We start from the raw sequence: 15,695 nt of genomic DNA, 5'->3' as shown, positions 1-15,695 counted from the left end.
GGGATGTGGTTTGGCTAACCTAACCCAGCTACCCTAGCCTCATGGGCAAAGGCATCAACGGCGTCATCCTCAAGGCGCTGCGCGCGGACGACTACCGGCTGACCGTCACCTCGGTGCGGCAGATCGGCGACAAGTACCTGCGGCTCGGCTTCACCGGTGGCGGCCTGCTGGCCGACCATCCCGTGCACCCCACGCAGTGGATCCGCATCTGGTTCCCCGATGAGAGCGGCACTCTGCAACAGCGCGGATACACCCTCGTCGACCCCGATCCCGGCAACGACGCATTCGATATCGAATTCGCACTGCACGGCGGTCCGGCCTCGCAGTGGGCCGCGCGCGCCGCGGTCGGCGACGAGATCGACGCCACCGTCATGGGCTCGAAATTCGCGGTGCCCGAACCGGTTCCGTCGGAATTCCTGATCTTCGGCGACAGCGCCTCGCTGCCGGCGATCAATTCGCTGCTGGATGCGATCGGTGAGACGCCGGCCCGGGTGTGGCTGGAATGGCAGGAAGAGTCCGAACAGTCGCTGCCGGTGCGCACCGGACCGAAAACCGAGGTGACGTGGGTGCAGCGGGTGAACTACGGCCAGTTGCTGCGGCAGGCGGCCGACTCGGTGACCTGCTCCCCTGACGCGTTCGGCTGGGCCGCCTGCGATGCCGCCACCACGCGCGCGATCACCAAATCGCTGAAAGCCAAACTGCCGAAACACAATATCGCCACCCGCGGCTACTGGCGGTGACCCGTCCGGTGCGAAAACCTCAGGCCGACACCAGATGCCAGCCGGTCGCGCGGGACCGCTCCGACCAGAACCCGGCATAGCGGCCGCCGAGTTCGAGAAGTTCGGCGTGCGTGCCCCGTTCGACGATCCGGCCCGCCTCCACGAACAGAATCTGATCGGCATGGGCGATGGTGTCGAGGCGATGCGCCACCACGACGACGGTTTTGTCCCGCGTCAGTTCGTGGATGCCGCGCACCACCGCCGCCTCGCTGTGCGGGTCGAGCGCGCTGGTCGCCTCGTCGAGCAGCACGATCGGTGCGTCCTTGAGCAGCGCGCGGGCGATCGAGACCCGTTGGCGCTCACCACCGGACAGCGCCGCGCCGCCCTCGCCCACCGCCGAATCCCAGCCGTCGGGCAGTTGGCCGACGATCTCGTCCACCCGGGCGATCTCCGCGGCCCGGCGCACCTGCTCGGCAGTGGCGTCCGGATTTCCGATGCGGATGTTGTCGGAGATGGTCTCGTCGAACAGGTAGACGTCCTGGAAGACCAGCGACACCTGGCGCAACAGGGTTTCCGAGGGCTGCCGGCGCACATCGTGGCCGCCGACGGTGATGCTGCCGGATTCGACGTCGTAGAACCGGGAGGCCAGTTTGAGCAGCGTGGTCTTACCGCCGCCGGAGGGGCCCACGATCGCCGTGGTGGTGCCGCTCGGCACGGTGAAAGACACACCGTCGACGACCTTTTCACCCGGACGGTAGCCGAATTCGACATTGTCGAAGACGATCTCGGGCGCACCGGGGGTCACCGGTTCGGTGGCCTCGGCCAGATCGTGCTCGGCGAGGAAGGCCGTGATCCGGTCGGCGGCGTCGCCGGCGCTGCGGATCGCGGTGCTCAGCTGCGCGGCGCGGTTGATCGGTTCGATGAACCGGGAGGTCACCGCGATCAACGCGATCGTGGCCGGAATGGAGAGGTCGCCGCCGGTCCCGCGGGCCACCACCACCGACACCACGATCAGGAAGACGATCTGCACGCACAGTGCGAACACCATCAGCCCCGGCACACTGGCCACGATCATGCGCTTGGACGCTGCCTCCTGGTCGCGCAGTGCCCGGGTGAGTGCCCGGTTGCCCGCGCCCACCGCACCGAAGGCCCGCAGTACCGGCTGCGCCTGCGCGAACTCCACGACCCGCGAATTGGCTTCTGCCGCAGCGGCATCGAGCCTGCGGTCGGCCCGGGTGTAACTGTTGTTGGCCCAGCTGCTGACCAGCAGCAGCACCGGCAGGCTGACCAGCATGACCAGCGCGATCCGCCAGTCGATGAAGGCGACCCCGATCGCGACGCCCACCGGAACCAGGACCGCGGTCAGTACCGGTGCGAGCAGATAGTTGACGACGCTGAGGATTTCGCGCACGCCGCCGACCACCATGCGGGAGAGGGATCCGGCGTCGGCGGTGGCGAACCAGCCCAGCGGCAGCGTGCTCAGGTGGTCGCCCAGCCGCGTCTGCACGCCGCGCAGCATGCCCACGCCGATCCGCAGACCCACCAGCAACTGCTGATACGAACAGACCGAGGCGACGACCACCGCGAGCGCCAGCCAGGCGGTCCAGCGCCAGGCGCGTCCGAAATCACCGTCGAACAGCGCCTGCAGCACCGGAATCAGCAGCAGATAGGCCGCGATCTGGCCCAGCGCGCCCGCGCCGATGAGGGCCAGATGGCGCGGCACGTAGCGGCGCAGTTCCGGCGGAATGAGGGCGAAGATCTTCCTGATCACCGCAGTTCTCCTTCGGAGTCGGAAACGCCCAGCACGACCACCGACGCTTGATTCTGTTCCCAGAGACGCTGATAGAGCCCGCCGGCCACCGACAGCGTCGCGTGGTCACCCGTTTCGGCGAGTTCGCCGTTGTCCAGCACCAGAATTCGGTCGACGCCCGTGATGGTGTGCAGCCGATGCGCGATCACCAGTACCGTGCGCCCGGCGACCAGGACGGCGAGCGCGTCCTGCACCGCGGCCTCGGATTCCGGGTCGGCGAAGGCCGTGGCCTCGTCCAGCACCAGCACCGGGGTATCGGCCAGCAGGGTGCGGGCGATCGACAGGCGTTGCGCCTCACCACCGGACAGCACCGCGTCGGCACCGATTTCGGAGTCGTAGCCGCGCGGCAGTTCCAGAATCCGATCGTGGATCTGGGCCGCGCGTGCGGCTCGCTCGACAGCGGCCGCATCCGCGTCGGGCCGGGCGAGCGCGATGTTGTCGCGGATCGTGCCGCGAATCATCCGCACGTCCTGCAGGACGAAGCCCACGGTGCGGTAGAGCTCGGCGGTCGAGTACTGCCGAACATCCTTGCCGCCGATCGTGATCCGGCCCGCGGTCACGTCGTAGAAGCGCGGCAGCAGCCGGGCCAGGGTCGACTTGCCGGAACCGCTCGGGCCGACCAGGGCGGTGATGGTCCCGGGCGCGAGTTCGAAGTCGAGCTCGCGCAGGACGGTGCGGTCGGCGCGATAGCCGAAACTCACCTGTTCGAACCGGACCGCGAGTCCCGTGGCGGCAGCGTCACCGTCCGCGTCCGCATCGGCGGCCTCGTCGCCGTCGGCCCGCACCTCGAGTTCGGGTGTCTGCTGCAACTGGTGCAGGCGCAACGCCGCGGCACCGCCCTCGCGCAGCGCCTGTCCGCCGAAGCCGATGCCCAGCAGCGCACTGCCCAGGCCGATGCCGAGCAGCAGGAACGGCAGGATGTCGACCGGATCGGTCCAGCCCAGGTCGGCGAAGCCCACGCCGGCCACCACCACGACCAGCATGAGCAGCGCCGGGGTCAGCAGGATCTCTGCGGCCGACTGCAGTTTGGTCATCGGCGTCTTCCACGCCAGCAGGCTCTCGGCGGTGTTGTCGACCGCGCGCTGGAAGGTGCTGTGCGCCTTGCGGGCCCGGCCGAACGCCCGCACCACCTGGATGCCGTCGACGAATTCGATGATGGACTGTTCGATGGCGCGTTCGTTGGCGTCGAAGACGGCGAAGCGCTCCTGATGCGCCTTACCCATCATGGCCGCCAGGCCGCGGGTGTAGAGCACCAGCGGCACCAGCAGGATCAGCGTCAGCCGCCAGTCGACGGTGAACAGGTAGATCAGCGCCACCAGTTGCACCGTCACCGCACCGACGAATTCCAACCGCGCGTGTGCGACCAGATAGTGCAGGGCCTCGACATCGTCCTGCAGGAACTTCTTCACCTCGCCGGAGCTGCGGTCGGTGAACCACCCCAGCGGCACCCGGGCCAGCTTGGCCGCCAGCAGTTGTCGCAGGGTGAGCTGGAATTTCGCGTCGACCATGTGGGTCCAGACCAGCGCCGCGGCCTGCAGCAGTCCGCGCAGCACCAGCACCACGACCGCGGCGATCACCAGCGTCCACACCCGATCCTTGTCGATCGGCGCGGACAGCAGTTCCCGGCAGGCCTCGACGATCAGGATGAACGGCACCACCGCGCAGATCGAGGAGACCACGACGACCAGACTCGCCAGCGAGAGCGCGCCGTTCACCGGCGCGAGCACCTGTTTGCGGGCCAGGCCGTCGGCGCGGCGCTGCTGTTTCAGCGCGACCCGGTCGGGTTCCAGCGGTGCGTCGGGCGTGCTCGGCGGCACCTGCCGCGCCGCCTCCGGCTCGGCCGGATCCACGGTCTGAACCGTCATCAGTCCTTCCCTCCCATAGCTGTCACCCTGCCTGTCGCTGTGCACCGAATTCGGACATTCCGGCGGCGAAATCACACAGTATGGTGCGCCAGCGCTCGGCTCGCGCATCGGCCTCGGCCTCGTCCAGGACCGCCGAGTTCACGTCGATGTGCGCGACCAGAACCGGACGCGCCTCCTTCGACACCACCGCGGTGTTGAGGTCGATGGTGAAGCGCAGCGGCAGATCCGGATGTCCGGCCGCACCGAATTCGGTGGTGAGTTCCGGCAACGGCACCGGCGTCCACGGGCCGCTGCCGAACTGCAGCACGTCGAAGCGGCCCAGGTGGTTGAGGCGAATCTGCCCGCGCGCGTGCGGGGTTCGATCGTGGACCGGTGCCCGGCCGGTCGCCGGCGTCCAGGTCTCGAGTTCGGCCGCCGGCACCAATGCCGTCTCCTCGACGGTGAACCAGCCGACGCGGCGGGTCTCGTCTCCGGGGTCGCGGCCGTGCGATTCGCGGGTCACCGCGATGCGACCGGTGGCGTCGGCGGTGTCGGCGACCAGTCGCGCGCACGCGGCCAGCAACAGATCGTCCAGGGGCACATCGGTGTCCGCGCACCGGGTGAGCAGCGCCTCGGTGTCGTCGGGGCCCAGTTCGACGATTCGCCGGATGGCCTTACCGGCCCGATCGCTGCGCGGATCGGTGTAGCGGCCGCCGAGCGGTGTGCCCAGCGTCGGCGAAATGCCGGACCGGGCGCCGTCGGGGCCGGAATCCGAAACCCGTTCGGCCCCGGTCTCGTTCACCGCGCCATCGCCCTGTTCGAGTCGGCGCAGATCGTCCACGAGAATCAGCCAGGACACCACGTCCACCGCCAGATGGTGGATCGACAGCACCAGTCGCGGCCGGTCGCCGGGCAACAAGGTCGCGGCCACCATCCGGCCGGCGTCCGGATCCAGCCGTTGCACGGTCGCCGCCAGATGATCTGCCGCACTCCGGCTTTCGTCCGGCGCCGCGACGGCGAACGATGCGGCCGCGCTCGAGCGGTCCTGCGCGATCAGGACCGGCCGCCCGTCGTCACCGAACTCCAGGCGAGACCGGAGGGTGGGATGGGCGGTGGCCAAGTCCTCGAGCCGTCGCACGATCGCCTCGGGCGTGATCTCCGGATCGAGCGAGATCACCTGGGTTTGGGCGAGGAAGCGATAGTCGCCGTAGCCGAGGATCTCGTGCGCAAGGGCGGTGAGCGGTAGTACGGTTCCCGCCGGTGTCACCTCGGCATCGGCCTGGGCGTCTTCGGATGGTTCGTCCAGACGCTCGGCGAGATCGCGAAGATCGGCCGCCGCCAGCACTTCTCGCGCCGAGACGCGATAGCCGGCGCCGCGCAGCCGCGACACCAGATCGATCACGCCGATACTGTCGATCCCCAGGTCCACCAGGCTGTCCAGGATGCCGATCCGCGCCCCTGCGCCCATCGCCTCGATCAGCGCCAGCAGGGTGCGTTCGGTCTCGGTGCGCGGTTCGGCGCGGGCGCCGGTGCCGTCCGGGCGGGCCAGCAGTTCGGTCGCGACGTGCACATCGAGTTTGTCGTTGCGGTTCAACGGAATCTCGTCGACGAACACGATGCGGGTGGGGACCAGGAACTGCGGCAGCCGCCGGGCCAGATCGGAACGCAGCCGTGCGACGGTGCCGTCACCGACCACCAGCGCGCCCAGCCGGGTCCGTCCGTTCTCGGTGAAGGCCAGTGCCGCCGCGTGGCGGACGCCGTCGAGTTCCCGCAACACCACACTGACCTCGTCAGGTTCGACGCGGTACCCGTTGATCTTCACCTGCCGGTCGACGCGCCCCTCGTAGACGACGGTCCCGTCGTCGGCTCGGCGCACGAGATCACCGGTGCGATACCGCCTTTCGCCGTCCTCGCCCGCGACGAAGGCGGCCGCGGTGGTGGCGGGCCGCCCCAGATAGCCGAGCGCGAGTTGCGGCCCGGAAAGGTAGAGCTCGCCCTGCCCGCCAGCCGGCACCGGTCGCAACCGGTGATCGAGCACTTCGGCGGTCATCGCGTCGAACGGACGGCCGATGGTGGGCGCGGCATGGTCGTGCACATCGGCCATCAGCGCCTCGACGGTCGCCTCGGTCGGGCCGTAGAAGTTGATGACCCGGGTGGTCGCCAAGCCCTGCAGGCGCCGCCAGGTGTCCGGGCTGATCGCCTCGCCGCCGAGCGCGAGCACGGCCAGCGGACAGCGCTCGGCGCCGGACGCGGGATCGGTGCGGAACAGTCCGGCGGCGATCAGCCGGTTCAGCATGGAGGGCGACGTGTCGAAGATGTCGATCCCGAATTCGCCGATGGCGCCGACGATGCGCTCGGCATCGGTGCGCACCTCGTCACCCAGCAGGACCACGGTATGGCCGCTCAGCAGGGCGACCGTGGGCTGCCACGCGGCATCGAATCCGGTGGACCAGCCGTGCCCGATGCGCAGCGTGCGCCCGGTGGCGGCGGCGATCGGCGCGAAGATCCGCCGCTCGTGATTGCCCCAGTGGTTGAGCAGCGCGCGATGCGATACCGCGACGCCCTTGGGCCTGCCGGTCGTGCCCGAGGTGAACACCACGTAGCACGGTGCGTCCGAATACCGTTGCGCCACAGCGTTTGCCGCGGGATCGACCACATCGGCGACCGGGAACCGGAGGCGGCCGTCGCCGTCGGTGATGCCGTGGCGGCAGTCCACGCCCTGGCCGCGGACCTCGGCCAGGACGTCGGCGCGGTCCGCGTCGGCGAGCACGATGCGTGCACCGCTGGTGCTCAGCAGATAGGCCACGCGGTCCGCCGGTGTGGCCGGATCGACGTGCACGCAGGTGGCACCGGCCAGACCGACGGCGAAGGGGGCGTGCAGGACCCGGCGGTCGCGGGGCAGCATGACCGCCACCGCGTCACCGGAACCGATCCCCGCCGCACCCAGCTCGGCGGCCAATGTGCGTACCGCCGAACCGAATTCGGTGAAGCTGTGCTCGCCCGCCGCGTCGACGACCGCGATCCGATCGGCGGCCGCAGCGGCGGCGTCGAGCAACACCTCCGGAACCGTCCTGGCAGGTGCGGTGGAAACCTCGGAAACCGTTGCGCCACTCGCACAACCGGCTGTCAACGCGGCGGGCTCGTCGTCGAGCAGCACGTCGACCGCACTACACTGCCGCGCGCTGACGATCCGGGTGGCGACGGCGAGCAACCGGCGGGCCATTCGGTCGGGGTCGAAGGTGGTGAGCAGGTCGGGGCGGGTTTCGACGCGGCAGATCAGCTCGCCGTGTTCCAGTACCGGCACGACGGCGATCGGATAGTGGCTCGGTGAATCGACGCGGCGGGCGGTCATGGTGGCGCCGCCGCCCATCGGCATTCGCGGTGCGACCGCGCCGACCGGTGAGTTCTCGAAGACGAGCAGGCTGTCGAACAACTGCCCGGCGCCGGCGTGGCGGGTGATCTCCGCGATGCCCAGATATTCGTGCGCCCGCAACTGCGCCACCGAGCGCTGCAGTTCGGCGCCGACCTGGGCGGGCGCGCGTTCGTCCATCCGCACCCGCACCGGAATGGTGGTGACCAGCGCGCCGACCAGGCGCTCCGCATTCGGCAGCGAGGCGTCGCGACCCGAGGTGGTCTGGCCGAAGACCACGTCGTCGCGGCCGGTCAGCCCGGAAAGAATACGCGCCCAGGCCATTTGGAGCACGGTGTTCAGCGTGAGGCCGTTGCTCCGTGCCCAGGTGAGGAGCAGGTCGGTGCCCGCCGCGTCCACGCGCGCCTCGCCCACGACGGGCAGGTCGAGATCCGCCGGAGCCGGCGGCCCGAGCATCGGCATCGGCGCCAGATCCGCCAGTGCCGCGGCCCACGCCCGCGCCGAGGCCTCGGTGTCGCGGCTCGCCAGCCAGGCCGCGTGTCCCCGCAACGGCGGAGCGGGGGGCAGCGCCGCGCCCTCCCCACGGTGCAGGGCGATCAGATCGGAGAACAGCAGCGGAATCGACCAGCCGTCGACGACGATATGGTGCGCGGTGCACACCACTTCGTACTCGCGCTCGCCGACCCGCGCCGCGACGACCCGGAACAGCGGGCCGCGGTCCAGGTCGAGCCGCCGGCGCGCTTCCTGCCAGTAGAGCTCCCGCGCCGCCGCCTCGGGGTCGGGGGCCGAGCGCAGATCCACCTCGCGCCAGCCGATCCGGCCTTCCGAGGTGATGACCAGCACCGGATGCGGCACATCCTCGGCCAGTACCGCCGCGCCCAGATGCGGATAGCGCCGCAGGACGCCGTCGAAGGCCGCGCGCAGTGCCGCCGGATCGGCCAGATTCTCCACGCGCACCGCGAAGGTGACGAGATAGGGGTCGATGCCCTGCGCCATCGAACTGACCGAATACAGCCCGCGTTGCAGTGGCGACAGCGCGACGACGTCGAGAATCTCCACCTCGCTCACCGTGCGGCGAACTTCTTGCCGAGTGCGGCCAGGGCGGCCGGATCCAGACCGGAAGCGCTCATCGGCGCGACGGGGGCGGTCTGTTCGGCGGCCGGGGCCGCCTCGGCCTCGGTCAGCTGTGCGGCCATTTCGTGCACAGCCGGGAATTCGAACACCTTCTGCACGTCCAGCGCATAGCCTCGCTCACCGAGCAGGGTGACCATGCGCAGCGCGGCGATGCTGTCACCGCCCAGGGAGAAGAAGGTGTCGGCGCGGCCGACCTCGTCGTCCGCGTCCAGTTCGAGCACCTCGCGAATGGTGTCGGCGATCAACCGTTCGGCATCGGTACCGGGCTCTCCACCGAGGCCGGTGCCACCGGAATACGCCGCGTTCCGTTCGAACACCACCGGAAGCTCCACATCGTGCAGCGGATTCTCCGAGGCCGCAGCACAATTCAGCAGCCATCGCTCGATTCCGCCTGCGATCGCGTCGAATTCGGCACTCCCGGCGAATGCCGCCGGGAATTCGAGGGTCACCACCACCTCCTCGGCTCCGGTGACGACATCGGCGACGACATCCACGCCGTGCGGCCGCGCCACCCGCCGGGCGATCTCGCGCGCATTCGCGCCGGTCACCTCGGTTCGGTTGATGACCAGGGCCTGGAAGGGCGCACCGGCGGCGACGGCGGCGGCGCCGCGCAGCTGATGCGTGATCCGCTCGATCCGGGCCGCGGCATGGGCGCGGGCGGGCACCGCGAGCTCCGCGACCTGCGCCAGCAGTGCTCGTGGGGTGGCCGCCGCGGCGGTGTCGACGCGCAGCACCAGATGGTTGGCGTAGGCGCCGAGCGCCGAATCCTGCTGTGCGCCGGTGCGTCCCGCGTCGGCGATGCCGATCGGCACGTCATCCCCGAGACCCGCCGCGCCCAGCACCGCGGCCAGCGCGGCGACCACCGCCAGTTCGACGTCGTGGTCGCCGAAGGCAGCCGCCGGGATCCGCAGGGTGCGCGTCGCGGCGGCCGGTCCCGATTTCGCACCGGAGTCAGCGGCCACCGCCACGGTCGCCCGCTCCGGCAGATCGGCCAGCCGATCCAGCCAGTATCCGAGGTGGGGATCGGCGGCGGCATCGCCGACCAGCGACTTCATCTGTGCCATCGCGTAGCCCCGGTACTGCGTCACGGGCTCGGCGACCGTCCCCTCGACCAGTTCCGCGACCAGCAGTTCGAGACTGCGATCGTCGGCGGCCACCGGATGAGCGGTGAGGGACAGGATGTCTCGATCGGGCGTGCGGTGCAGTCTGATCCGGATCGGCAGCTCGCGCACCGGATCGATGCGGTGCGCGGCGTCGGAGCGCAGCGCGGCGTCGAGGTCCGCGGAGGCGGTCTCGACCGTCTCGACCACCGTGTCGGGCGCGTCGATGACACGCTGGTAGGGAATCCGGCGATCATCGGGAAAGACCGTGCGCAGGATGTCGTGCCGGCTCACCGCAGCGACCGCGGCCCGGTCCAGATCGGCCGGACCGAGGTCACCGGTGATCTCCAGGGCGAGAAAGAGATTCGTCGCCGCGACGCCGCGTAGTCGTTCCGGCAGCAGGGCGGCCTGCTGGGCCGGGGACAACGGGATGCCCCGCCCGCCCGTTCGCGACTCCGCCCCGGCCGCAGCGGTTTTCGGAGCAGACGTGGCCGGCGCGGTCGTAATCGGCACGGGCGAATCAGACATAGGTAATCAGTCCTTACTTGCCGACGGTCGCGAATGTCGGTTCGAGCTTGTCGAGCAGATACGGCACCGACAGTGCGGTCGGCTGGTTGATGGCGTTGATCGTGATCATGTCGACGAACGAGATGCCGCCCTGGCGCACCGACGGCAGATCCGCGTAGCCGGGCAGCTGGGTGAACTTCTCCTGCAGGCCCGGCGCCGCGCCGCACACCAGCAGATCGGAGGTGAGATCGCCGAGCCGTTCCGGCGAGAGCGCCAGCCGTCCGCCCGAGGGGGCCTCGGCGACCAGCTTCGCCGGCATCGTCATCCCCAGCCGCGTGAACACCTGCGCGGAACCGTCTTTCGGATCCGCCAGCACCATCAGCTGGGTGGGGGTGGTGAGCATGCAGGTGAGGAAGGTCTTGCCCTTCAGGCCCGGATGTTTCGCGGCGACCGCGTCGATCCTGCCGTGCACATCGGCGACCACCTTCTCGGCCTGGTCCTGCTTGTGCAATGCCTTGCCGAGGGCCTGAACCTGGTCCTCCCACGGGTCGATCTGCGCCGAGGACAGCGGCCCGATGGTCGGGGCCAGCTTGGACAGCTTGTCGTACATGGCCTTGTCCATCATGTAACCCGGCGCCACGATGAGATCGGGCTCGAGCGCCGCGATCTGCTCGACGACATCGCCGCCCATGTTCAGGGCCTTGGACTGTTGCGGCAGCGACGGCGGCAGCCATGGCACGGTCATCCCGGCCCCGGCGCCGGGCACCAGATAGCCGACCGGGGTGACTCCGAGCGAGACGGCCGCGTCCAGCCAGGCCGGGCCGAGGGTCACCACACGCTTGGGCGTGCCGTCGACGGTGGTGGTGCCCATGCTGTGCTCGATCGTCACGGCCCCACCGGAATCGGCGTCGTTTGAACCGGATCCACAGGCGGCCACGGCCGTCACCAGACCCAGGATCAGCGCCAGCATCGTGGTTCGCAGCACCGCGCCGCGTGCGCGCATGCCGCGGCGCGCGGATGTTCGACCTGGGTTCATTGCACAGCTCCTTGTACTTCGCTCCGGGCGACTCGCGATCCCGGCCTCTCGAAATCGTAGCTTAGGCTAAGCTAACACTGTCGTCGATGCCTCGACCCGGGCCGCCAATCCGGCCACGGTCGGAGTGTCGAACAGTGCGCGCACACCGATCCGCACGCCGAATTCGGCTCGGATCCAGGCCAGCAGCCGCACCGCCAGCAGGGAATGACCACCGAGTTCGAAGAACGAATCCTCGGCGCCGATCCGCTCACGGCCGAACATCCGCCCGAACAACTCCGCGATCCGCGTCTCCACCGCGGTATTGGGCTCCCGATACAACTCCACCGGCGACCGCTGTGGCGGCGGCAGGGCGCGGCGGTCGAGTTTTCCGTGTTCGGTCAGCGGAATCTCGTCGATGATCGCGAAGGCGCCCGGAACCATGTACGGCGGCAGGACCGCCGCGGCGTGTGCGCGCACCGCCTCCACATCCACTGCGGCGCCGGCGTTCTCGCGGCGCACGGGCACGAGGTAGGCGGCGAGTACCGTGCCGAGCGTCTCGTCGGCCACCGCGGCGGCCACGCAGTGCGCGACGTCCGGATGAGCGGCGACGGCGGCCTGCACCTCGGCGAGTTCGATGCGGTAGCCGCGCACCTTGACCTGTTCGTCGGCGCGGCCCAGGAATTCGAGCTCACCGTGGCCGTTGCGGCGCGCCAGATCTCCGGTGCGATAGAGCCGCTGCCCGGGCGCGAACGGGTCGGCCACGAAACGTTCGGCCGTGGCGGCGGCCCGCCCGAGATAGCCGCGCGCCAATTGCGCTCCCCCGAGGTAGATTTCGCCCACCACGCCGGTCGGCACCAGTTGCAGCCGCTCGTCCAGCAGATAGAGATGGACATTGCGGTTGGGGCGGCCGATGGGCACGATCCCGGTTCCCTGCGGGCCCTCCACGGTGAGGTGGGTGGCCGAGACGACCGCCTCGGTGGGCCCGTAATGGTTGCGGAGTTCGGCCTCGAAGATGCCGGCGAACCGGTCGGCCACCTCACCGTAGAGCGCCTCACCGCCGACCGGCACATGGCGCAGCGCGCGCCACTGGCTCACCTCCGGCAGCATCAGCAGGGTGCTGAGCATGGACGGCACCATATGCAGCACGGTCACGCCGCAGCGCGAAATCAGTTCCGCCACATGGGGTATGTCGTCGAAGGCGTCCACCTCAGGAATCACCAGGCCGGCGCCGAGGGTGAGCGTCACGAAGATGTCGAGCAGCGAGGCGTCGAAACCGATCGACGAGGATTGCAGCAGCCGATCCTGCGCACCCACACCCCACTGCGCACAGAATCCCACGACGTGTTCGGCGATCGCGGCGTGGGAGACGGCGACCCCCTTCGGCGTTCCGGTGGAGCCGGAGGTGTAGATGACGTAGGCGAGATTGCCGGGCCGCAGCGGGCGTACTCGGTCGCTGTCGCGCGGATCGTGCTGCGGCGATGTGCGGGCGGCCGCTTCGGCGGCGCCCAGATCACCGGCATCCAGAACCAGCGCCGGCCGCGCATCGGCGAGCAGGAATTCCACCCGATCCGCCGGATAGGCCGGATCGATCGGCAGATAGGCCGCGCCGGCCTTCAACACCGCGACGACGGCGACCACGAACTCCACCGAGGTATTCAGCCGCAGCGCCACCACGTCGTCGGTGCCGATTCCCTGCCGAATCAGGTGATGCGCCAGGCGATTCGCGCGCCGGTCGAGGTGGTCGTAGCTCAGTTCGCGATCTCCGTCGCGGGCGTCGACGAGTGCGACCGCCTCGGGATTCGCCGCCACCTGCCGCTCGAACAGATCGACCAGCGTGGTGGGAGCGACGGCGACGAGTTCGCCGTGCGACTGCTCCAGAATTCCCTCGCGGTCGCGGGCTCCGAAGATATCCAGCTCGCCGACGCGACGCTCGGGTTCGGCGATCGCCACCGCGAGCACCCGCACATAGTGGGTGAGGAACTGTTCGACGATGCGGGCGTCGAATTCGTCTGCCTGATAGGCGATGTCGATGCGCTCGGGTACGTCGCCGGCGGTGAACACGGTGAGCGACAGCGGCATCCGCGTCGTCGGGCTGCCGACATCGATGGCCGCGGTCGCGATGCCGGCGAGAGAGAGCGTCACGGTACGGCGGACGCCGAATTCGATGCGGGCCAGCTGCTCCAGGCCGTCGCGACCACTGCCTCGCTCGGGGTTGAGGTCGGCCACGACCTGGTCGATCGGCGTGCCGCGGTGCTCGAAAGCCGCTGCGGCGCGGTCGTTCACCGCGCGCAGGCAGTCGAGGAAGCTGTCCGCCGGGTCGACCGTCGTACGCAGGAGCAGCGTATTGCCGAAGTAGCCGATACCGGTGTCCTCGGCGTGCCGCACGGTGGCCGGTACGCAGACGAGGAAATCGGTTGCGGCGGTGTAGCGGTGGATCAGCGCGTCGAAGGCGGTGAGAAGTACGACGAACGGTGTGGTGCCCTGCCGGTGCGCGAACTCCGCTATCCGCGCGGCCACGTCGGCCGGGAGCCCGGCGCGGACGTGGCCGGTGCGCAGCGAGGGCACGGTCGCGACGACGCGGCCGGGCAGTTCCAGCGGTTGTGGCAAGGGTGACAACGCGTTTCGCCAATACGTGCGATCGGCCTCGGGCACCGGGACGGGTGCGCGGTCGCGTCGGCTGCGCATTCCGCGGTCTTCGCGGGACGCCTGCGCGGTCGCCACCGCGTCGTAGCGCTGACCGACCTCGTCGAGGAAGATCTGCCAGGAGTCGTCGTCCCACGCGATCGTGTGCACCACGAGGGTGAGGACATACCGCCGCTCGCCCGTGCGAATCAGCAGGCAGCGCAAGGGTGTCTCGGACGACGGATCGAAGGGGCGCCCCGCCTCGCGGCGGATCAGCACCTCGGCTCGGCGCTCCCGACTGGCGGCGGCGAGATCGCGCAGATCGACCTCCTGCCAGGACGGCGTCGCGTCCGTACGCACCACCGCCCGCGGCTCGTCGTCCTCGTCGAGGGTGTACAGCGTGCGCAGAACCTGGTGCCGCGCAACGGTTTCGGTGATCGCGTCCCGCAGCCGGGAGGCGTCCACCGCCCCCTCGAGCCGGTGGACCGCACAGCAGTTGAGTGTGGTGTCCTCCGGATCGCGGTTCTGCAGGAACCAGATCCGGCGCTGCCCCGCCGACAGCTGCCCCGCCGGCTGCTGCGCCGACAGCGCGGTCATCGCGGGGCGTCGGTGAGATAACCACCGCGAGCGAAGAATTCGGCACCGTCGTGCTCGGCGCCGTCGGCGGTGCGTACCCGGGTGACGACCAGGCCGAGATTGCCGCCGCGATGTGCGTCCGGCCCGCAGATCACCACGCCACCACCCTCCTGCACGACGACGCGGCCGGGGGTTCCGCCGTAGCGGGCCTGCGACAGGGTGGCGGCGGTGATCTCCACCTTCTCGCCGCGATAGTAGGAGAACGACCGCGGATACGGCTCGGACAGCGCGCGCACGAAACGCTCGAGATCCACCGCGTCCCAATGCCAGTCGATGCGGCTGTCGCGCTCGGACCGCTTGTGGAAATAGGTGCGCTCGGTCTTGTCCTGCGGCCGCCAGACCGCGGTGCCGGATTCGATCGCGCTCAGTGCCTCCTGGAGCGCGCCCGGAATCAATTCCATTCCGGCGAGGACGAGTTCGGTTCCGGTGGCGGTCGGGCCGATCGGCAGCGAGCGCTGCACGAGGATGTCGCCGGTGTCGAGCTGTTCGTCCATCCGGTGCACGGTCAGGCCGAATTCGGATTCGCCGCTGATCAGCGCCCACAGCACGGGCGAGAATCCGGTGAACTTCGGCAGCAGCGAATCGTGCAGATTCAGCGTGCCGTGCGGCGGCATCAGATACAGCTCCGGCGGCATCCAGGTGTACCAGCTGTTGACCACGATGATGTCGGGTTCGGCGCGTTTGACCAGATCGATGGTCTCCGCATCGGCGCGCTCGGTCAGGTGGACCGGAATGCGGTGTTCGCGCGCCAGTTCCTCGACCGAATCGGACCAGATGCCCTTGTAGGCGTGTTCACTCGCGGGGTGAGTGACCGCGAGTACCACCTCGTGTTCCGAATCGATCAGGGCCTGCAGCGTTTTACGACCCCAGGTCTGATAACCGAACGACACGATACGCATGAACCGAACCTCTTCCCTCGAACTAAGGGTAGCCTAGCC

Annotated in this window: 8 protein-coding genes; 1 reads left to right on the top strand and 7 read right to left on the bottom strand. The window is 69.5% G+C overall.

Annotation, left to right across the window (positions count from 1 at the left end):
- Positions 1-41: 41 nt before the first annotated feature.
- On the top strand, positions 42-740 hold the full coding sequence (locus tag AC5592_RS07760; RefSeq protein ID WP_036498189.1) for a siderophore-interacting protein: 699 nt from the start codon (positions 42-44) through the stop codon (positions 738-740).
- Positions 741-759: 19 nt separating this feature from the next.
- Here the strand turns inward: AC5592_RS07760 and AC5592_RS07755 are convergent, their stop codons facing one another.
- The 7 genes from AC5592_RS07755 to AC5592_RS07725 form a co-directional block, all read right to left on the bottom strand.
- The gene (locus tag AC5592_RS07755; RefSeq protein ID WP_063063812.1) at positions 760-2,490 is read right to left on the bottom strand and encodes an ABC transporter ATP-binding protein; all 1,731 of its coding nucleotides are present in this window, start codon (positions 2,488-2,490) and stop codon (positions 760-762) included.
- A complete protein-coding gene (locus tag AC5592_RS07750; protein WP_084506458.1) occupies positions 2,487-4,394 on the bottom strand; it encodes an ABC transporter ATP-binding protein in 1,908 nt (635 codons plus the stop codon). Before AC5592_RS07750 ends, AC5592_RS07755 begins: the two co-directional genes overlap by 4 nt.
- A 22-nt stretch (positions 4,395-4,416) precedes the next feature.
- Complete coding sequence (locus tag AC5592_RS07745; protein ID WP_232329251.1) at positions 4,417-8,811, bottom strand: AMP-binding protein; 4,395 nt, start codon at positions 8,809-8,811, stop codon at positions 4,417-4,419.
- Positions 8,808-10,505 carry a condensation domain-containing protein gene (locus AC5592_RS07740; protein ID WP_063920268.1) on the bottom strand — a complete coding sequence of 566 codons (1,698 nt, stop codon included), beginning with the start codon at positions 10,503-10,505 and terminating at the stop codon, positions 8,808-8,810. The genes AC5592_RS07745 and AC5592_RS07740 overlap by 4 nt, the downstream gene beginning before the upstream one ends.
- Positions 10,506-10,518: 13 nt before the next feature.
- Positions 10,519-11,520, bottom strand: a complete 1,002-nt coding sequence (locus AC5592_RS07735) for an ABC transporter substrate-binding protein (RefSeq protein WP_063063811.1) — start codon at positions 11,518-11,520, stop codon at positions 10,519-10,521.
- 66 nt (positions 11,521-11,586) lie between these two features.
- Complete coding sequence (locus tag AC5592_RS07730) at positions 11,587-14,718, bottom strand: non-ribosomal peptide synthetase (protein WP_063063810.1); 3,132 nt, start codon at positions 14,716-14,718, stop codon at positions 11,587-11,589.
- Positions 14,715-15,656, bottom strand: coding sequence for a methionyl-tRNA formyltransferase (locus AC5592_RS07725; RefSeq protein ID WP_063063809.1), 942 nt, complete (start codon positions 15,654-15,656; stop codon positions 14,715-14,717). The genes AC5592_RS07730 and AC5592_RS07725 overlap by 4 nt, the downstream gene beginning before the upstream one ends.
- Between the last annotated feature and the right edge of the window lie 39 nt (positions 15,657-15,695).

The organism is Nocardia violaceofusca NBRC 14427 (assembly GCF_963869435.1).
Lineage (GTDB): Bacteria > Actinomycetota > Actinomycetes > Mycobacteriales > Mycobacteriaceae > Nocardia > Nocardia aobensis.
Note: the sequence above shows the minus strand (reverse complement) of the source record. Positions and strands in the feature narration are given on the sequence as shown.